Annotated in this window: 6 protein-coding genes; 5 read left to right on the top strand and 1 reads right to left on the bottom strand. The window is 67.2% G+C overall.

Translation table 11 applies throughout. The annotated features are described in order from the left end of the window. Positions 1-209: 209 nt before the first annotated feature. Positions 210-2,273 carry a phosphate acetyltransferase gene (gene pta / locus WA965_RS03235; RefSeq protein WP_526296187.1) on the top strand — a complete coding sequence of 688 codons (2,064 nt, stop codon included), beginning with the start codon at positions 210-212 and terminating at the stop codon, positions 2,271-2,273. Next, complete coding sequence (locus tag WA965_RS03230) at positions 2,270-3,436, top strand: acetate/propionate family kinase (RefSeq protein ID WP_526296175.1); 1,167 nt, start codon at positions 2,270-2,272, stop codon at positions 3,434-3,436. Before pta ends, WA965_RS03230 begins: the two co-directional genes overlap by 4 nt. Here WA965_RS03230 and WA965_RS03225 read toward each other — a convergent pair. Beyond that, complete coding sequence (locus tag WA965_RS03225; protein WP_526296173.1) at positions 3,371-3,835, bottom strand: STAS domain-containing protein; 465 nt, start codon at positions 3,833-3,835, stop codon at positions 3,371-3,373. The two genes, WA965_RS03230 and WA965_RS03225, sit on opposite strands and share 66 nt — an antisense overlap. 334 nt (positions 3,836-4,169) lie before the next feature. On the opposite strand from WA965_RS03225, the gene WA965_RS03220 reads away from it, so the two are divergent. The 3 genes from WA965_RS03220 to WA965_RS03210 form a co-directional block, all read left to right on the top strand. Beyond that, a complete protein-coding gene (locus WA965_RS03220; RefSeq protein WP_526296171.1) occupies positions 4,170-5,036 on the top strand; it encodes an SDR family NAD(P)-dependent oxidoreductase in 867 nt (288 codons plus the stop codon). A gap of 11 nt (positions 5,037-5,047) precedes the next feature. Further along, complete coding sequence (locus WA965_RS03215; RefSeq protein ID WP_526296169.1) at positions 5,048-6,118, top strand: NAD(P)H-dependent amine dehydrogenase family protein; 1,071 nt, start codon at positions 5,048-5,050, stop codon at positions 6,116-6,118. A 10-nt stretch (positions 6,119-6,128) separates the two neighbouring features. After that, on the top strand, positions 6,129-6,343 hold a 215-nt coding region (locus WA965_RS03210; RefSeq protein ID WP_526447055.1), incomplete at its 3' end, for a TetR/AcrR family transcriptional regulator.

Below are 6,343 nucleotides of genomic sequence, written 5' to 3'. Positions count from 1 at the left end.
CGCCCGCACCTACCCCGGCCGCGGCAGCAGGCCCCCGCTGCTGGGTATCGACCACGTCCTGACCAAGAACGCCTCGGCGGCGACGGCCCGCACGGTAGACGTGCCGGGAGCCGACCACCGCGGTCTGCTCGCCACGGTCAGGGTGCCGGTGGACATGACAAGCAGTTGACGGCAGGCTTTGACCCGTGTCTGACGCCCCCGAATCCCCGATGTCCGCCATTTACGTAGCGTCACCCGAAGGAGACACCGGGAAGTCCACGATCGCGCTGGGCATCCTGCACCGGCTCGGTGCGACGGTCGCCAAGGTCGGGGTGTTCCGGCCGATCACCCGGCTGGGCGAGGGGCGCGACTACATCCTCGAGCTGCTGCTGGCCCACACCACCGCGGGGCTGTCCTACGAGGAGTGTGTCGGCGTCAGCTATCAGCAGCTGCACGACGACCCCGACACCGCGCTCGGTGACATCGTCGACCGCTTCCATCAGGTCGCCGAACAGTGTGACGCCGTCCTCGTGGTCGGCAGCGACTACACCGACGTTGCGGCACCCAGCGAGCTGTCGATGAACGCCCGCATCGCGGCCAACCTCGGCGCCCCGGTGGTGCTCGCCGTCAATGCCAAGGGCCGTACCCCCGAGCAGGTCACGCAGGTCGTCGAGGTGTGCATCGACGAGATCGCCGCGCAGCACGCGCGGACCGCCGCGGTGGTGGTGAACCGATGCGACCCCGCGGCCATGGCCGATGTCGCGGCTGCGCTGCAGAAGCTCGGCCCCAGCACCTATGTGCTCCCGGAGGAACCGCTGCTGGTCGCGCCGTCGGTCGCCGAGCTGCAGGAAGCGGTCGAGGGCACCGTACTGCGGGGGGATCCCGCCCTGCTGACCCGTGAGGCGATGGACGTGCTGGTGGCCGGCATGACGGCCGAACACGTCCTGGAGCGGCTGACCGAGGGCGTCGCCGTCGTCACCCCGGGCGATCGCTCCGACGTCGTGCTCGCGGTGCACAGCGCCCATGCCGCAGAAGGGTTTCCGTCGCTGTCCTGCGTCATCCTCAACGGCGGCCTGCCCCTGCATCCCGCCATCGAATCATTGGTGTCGGGGCTGGGGTTGCGGCTGCCGATCATCGAGACGCCGTTCGGCACCTTCGAGACGGCCAGCAGGGTGGCAGCGACGCGCGGCCGGGTCACGACACGGTCGCAGCGCAAGGTCGACACCGCGCTGGCGTTGATGGAAACTCATGTCGACACCGCAGATCTGTTGGCGCAGTTGGCGATCACGATTCCCTCGGCGGTCACGCCGCAGATGTTCACCCACCGGCTGCTCGACCGCGCCCGATCCGACCGCAAGCACATCGTGCTGCCCGAGGGCAACGACGATCGCATTCTCCAGGCGGCGGGCCGACTGCTGCAGCGCAGTGTCGCCGACCTGACGATCCTCGGCGAGGAGGCCGAGGTCCGCGGCCGCGCTGCCGAACTCGGTGTCGACCTGTCGAGCGCCACGGTGCTCAACCCGCAGACCAGTGAGCTGTGTGACCAGTTCGCCGAGCAGTACGCGACGCTGCGAAGCCACAAGGGGGTCACCGTCGAGCACGCTCGCGAGATCATCCACGACGTGTCCTACTTCGGCACCATGCTGGTGCACAACAACATGGTCGACGGCATGGTGTCGGGCGCCAGGCACACGACCGCGCACACGATCCGGCCGTCCTTCGAGATCATCAAGACGGTGCCCGGTGTGTCCACGGTCTCCAGCATCTTCTTGATGTGTCTGGCCGACGAGGTGCTCGCCTACGGCGACTGCGCCATCGTTCCGGACCCCACCGCAGAGCAGCTCGCCGACATCGCGATCTCGTCGGCGCGCACCGCCGCGCAGTTCGGCATCGCACCGCGGGTGGCGATGCTGTCGTATTCGACCGGAACGTCCGGAACCGGCGCCGACGTCGACAAGGTCAGGAAGGCAACAGAATTGGTCAGATCCCGGGAACCGGAGCTGATGGTCGAGGGGCCCATCCAGTACGACGCGGCCGTCGAACCCTCGGTGGCGGCGACCAAGATGCCCGACTCGAAGGTGGCGGGCCACGCCACGGTGCTGATCTTCCCCGACCTCAACACCGGCAACAACACCTATAAGGCGGTCCAGCGCAGCGCGGGTGCCATCGCGATCGGGCCGGTGCTGCAGGGTCTGAACAAGCCCGTCAACGACCTGTCACGCGGTGCGCTGGTCGAGGATATCGTCAACACCGTCGCGATCACCGCCATCCAGGCCCAGGGGGTCAGTGCGTGACACGGTCTGTGCTGGTGCTCAACTCGGGCTCCTCATCGGTGAAGTACTCGGTCGTGCAGCCGGATTCGGGCGCGATGGTGGCCGACGGCATGATCGACCGCATCGGTGAGGACGTCGATCCCGGCTCAGGTGACAAGTCCGTCGCCGACCATGCGGCGGCCATCGACGCGGTTTTCGACGCGTTGGCCGCCGACGGGCATTCCCTCGACGATCTCGACCTCGCGGCGGTCGGACACCGGGTGGTGCACGGCGGGCCGAACCTGTTCCGGCCCACCGTGGTCGATGACGCGGTGATCGCACAGATCGAAGAACTCGCTCCGCTCGCGCCCCTGCACAATCCGCCGGCGATCCTCGGTATCGAGGTGGCCCGTCGTGCGCTCCCCGACGTCCCGCACGTTGCGGTGTTCGACACCGCGTTCTTCCACGATCTGCCCGCTGCCGCAGCCACTTACGCCATCGACCGCGACGTCGCCAGCCGGTGGCACATCAGGCGATACGGTTTCCACGGCACGTCGCACCAGTACGTCAGCGAGCAGGCGGCCGCCTTCCTCGGGGTGCCACTGGACACGCTGAGCCAGATCGTGCTGCACCTGGGCAACGGTGCGTCGGCGTCGGCGATCGTCGGTGGCCGCCCGGTCGAGACGTCGATGGGGCTGACCCCCATGGAGGGTCTGGTGATGGGGACCCGCTCCGGCGACGTGGACCCCGGGGTCATCACCTATCTGTCGCGCACCGCCGGTATGAGCGTCGAGGACATCGAGACGATGCTCAACCGGCGATCGGGGGTGCGGGGACTCGGCGGCGAGGTCGACTTCAGGGTCCTTCGCCGGCAGATCGAAAACGGCGATCCAGCAGCACAATTGGCCTATGACGTATACATCCACCGGCTGCGGAAGTACATCGGCGCCTACCTCGCGGTGCTCGGCACGGCCGGCGTCATCACGTTCACGGCGGGAATCGGCGAGAACGACGCGGCAGTGCGCCGCGATGCGCTCTCCGGACTCACCGCGTTCGGCATCGAACTCGACGAGCACCTCAACGACAGCCCGGCCAGGGCGGCCCGGCGGATCTCCCCCGATGGTGCTCCGACGACGGTGCTAGTGATTCCCACCAAGGAGGAGCTTGCGATCGCTCGTGCGTGTGCGCAGGTACTTGCCGGCTGACAGATCGCGCGCCACGGGGAGTTCGCGTGCCGGGTCGCAGATCGTGAGCAGACGCCAGACGTGGGGCCCGGCCAGCAGTGACCACTCGACGCCGGTGCGGGCGCACATGATGTTGATGTTGGACAGCGCAGCAAATCCCGCGGCGGCGAAGAACTCGACGGTCTGGAGGTCCAGGACGAGCCGAGCCGATCCGGCGATCCTGCGTTCCACGTAGCGGGCCAGCGCGCAGCTGTTGGTGGCGTCGATCTCGCCGTGGATCGTCACCAGCACCTTCGACGGGGGCAGCTGGCAGGCGGAGAACGTCGCCCGGTGGCACTCCTCCCGCAGATCGAAGGATCGCGGGTCCGGACGGTACACCCGTTGAGTACTCGGAGCGCTCGATGATTCTGAACTGGACACGGTGACCTCCGTCAGCCGATATCTGCCGTCAGGGGAGTGGCCCTTGATTCTCAAAGCCTTGCGTTGGTCGCTTGTCGCGCCCGATGCGCCGATGACGTCACCAATTGTGCTGGCTGGTCCATCAACCAGTGCCGAAACGATACTACGGATCCCGTCGCGGGACCAGAAGTTTCGCCGAACTCATCGAACACCACTTCACCTGGGAGTTTGCTCGGTGGCCGCGACTCGACCAGATGAGTCGGCCGACCCTTTGGTCAATTTTGACGGATCAGCAACGGATTTCGTCGTAGCTGGTGGATTGGCATAAAACATCAAGCATGTGATGATTCCGGTCATGACTGGTGCGCTCGACGGCAAAGTAGCGATCGTCACGGGTACCAGCAGAGGTGTCGGTGTCGGAATCGCCCACGAACTGCTACGCGCCGGGGCAACCGTGATCGGATGTTCGCGGGCCCCACTCGATGCGATCCCAGGGACCGGCGAGGATCCGGGGTGGGCCCGGCGATCCGCCCAAATGGTCTGTGACCAAGGTGATTACCACGCGATCGACACCATGGTCACCCAGGTGGCTGACACGTACGGGCGGGTGGACATCCTGGTCAACAACGCCGGCGGCACCGTCCCGTCACCGCACGCCGAGGACGTCCCCTCGCTGGTCTCGCGCATCCAGGGGGCGCCGCCGTCCGACGACGACTTCGAGCGCACGGTGCTGTTCCACGCGTTCGCCATTCAGATGAACCTGATCAGCCCGCTGTGGTTCGCGATCCGTGTGTACCGGCAGATGCAGCGCCAAGACGGGACGGGTTGCATCATCAACGTCTCCAGTGGCGCCGGTCATCCGGCCGGTTCTCCCACGTTGGTGTCCTACGGGGCGGCAAAATCCGGGCTGAACCACCTGACCAGATCGCTCGCCGAGGAATGGGGCCCGACTGCCCGGGTCAACTGCGTCGCCCTCGGGCCGACCATCACCGAGAACTTCCGCTCCTTCGTCCTTGCCAAGGACGATCCCACAGGATCCGACTACTTCAGCGCGCTACCGCTGCGACGCGGCGGAGAACCGGCCGAGGTCGGACGCACCTGCGTCTTCCTCGCTTCCGGCGCAGCGGATTTCATCAACGGCACGACCATCGAGATCGACGGCGGAATGTTGCCGGGGGTGCTGTACGAGGCGGGCCTGAAAACCATCACCGACCTGCTGTGAGGAGCGACAACATGCGTAGGGTCATCCAATTCTCCACCGGCAACGTCGGAGTTCACGCGTTGCGCAGCATCATCGAGCGCCCGGATCTGGAGCTTGTCGGTGTGCACGCCAACAGCGCCGACAAGGTCGGATGTGATGCCGCCGAACTGTGCGGGTCACCCGTCCCGACCGGTGTGATCGCCACCGATGACATCGACGCGCTGGTCGCACTCGGCGCCGACTGCATGGTGTACACCTCCCAGGCGGAGACGCGGCCCGCGGTGGCGATCGACGAAATCAGTCGATTCCTGCGCGCCGGTACCAATGTGGTCGGGACGTCATTCGTCTGGCTGGTGGCCCCCGACCAGGCCGACGACTGGCTGCGGGATCCCCTCGCGGCCGCCTGCGCCGACGGCGACACCACGCTGTACATCAACGGCATCGACCCCGGATTCTCCGGCGACACGCTGGTGTACACGGCGCTGAGCCTGGCGGCGCGGGCCACCTCGGTGACCGTGCAGGAGATCTTCGACTACGGGACCTACGACGACGCGGAGTTCACCGGCGTCAGCTTCGGCTTCGGTACCCGGCCCGATCACACCCCGATCCTGTTCTCTCCCGGCGTGCTGTCCTCGATGTGGGGTGCCCAGGTGCGAAGCCTCGCCGCGGACCTGGGCATCGAACTCGAGGAGGTGCGGGAGCGGCACGAGAAGTGGGTGACTCCCGACCCGATCGACTGCACGATGATGCGGGTGGAACCCGGTCACGTCGCCGCGATCAAGTTCGGTGTGGACGGCCTGCGCGACGGCCGCCCGGTCGTCACGATGGAGCATGTCAACCGGCTCACCGCGGCGGCGGCCCCCGACTGGCCGTTTCCGCCGGACGGCCATCCGGGTGTGCACCGGGTCCTGGTGGACGGCAGCCCGGGAATCGAGATCAACACCCATGTCGGAACGTCGGGTATCGACCACAACCAGGGTGGCGTCATCGCCACCGCGGCAAGGGTCGTCAACGTCATCGACGCGGTGTGCCGCGCACCGGTCGGGTTACTGGCCGCCCATGACCTGCGCGCTCTCGACCACGTGAGGGGTCTCATGTGGTGACCCGGAGATCATGACCGCGCCACGGCGCCCGGCCACGGGCGGGCAGGCCAGGGCCGAACGCACCCGCGCCGCGGTGATCGACGAGACCGTGCGGTGCATCCTCGAGGAGGGGTTCGCGCCGCCCAGCGTCCGGCACATCACCGACCGCGCCGGGGTGACCTGGGGGGTGGTCCAGTACCACTTCGGTGACCTCGACGGGATCCTGATGGCCGTGGTCGATCAGGG

This window comes from Mycobacterium sp., assembly GCF_049683935.1.
Taxonomy (GTDB): Bacteria; Actinomycetota; Actinomycetes; order Mycobacteriales; family Mycobacteriaceae; genus Mycobacterium.
The sequence above is the reverse complement of the archived record's forward strand: the minus strand, read 5'-3'. Positions and strand labels throughout refer to the sequence as shown.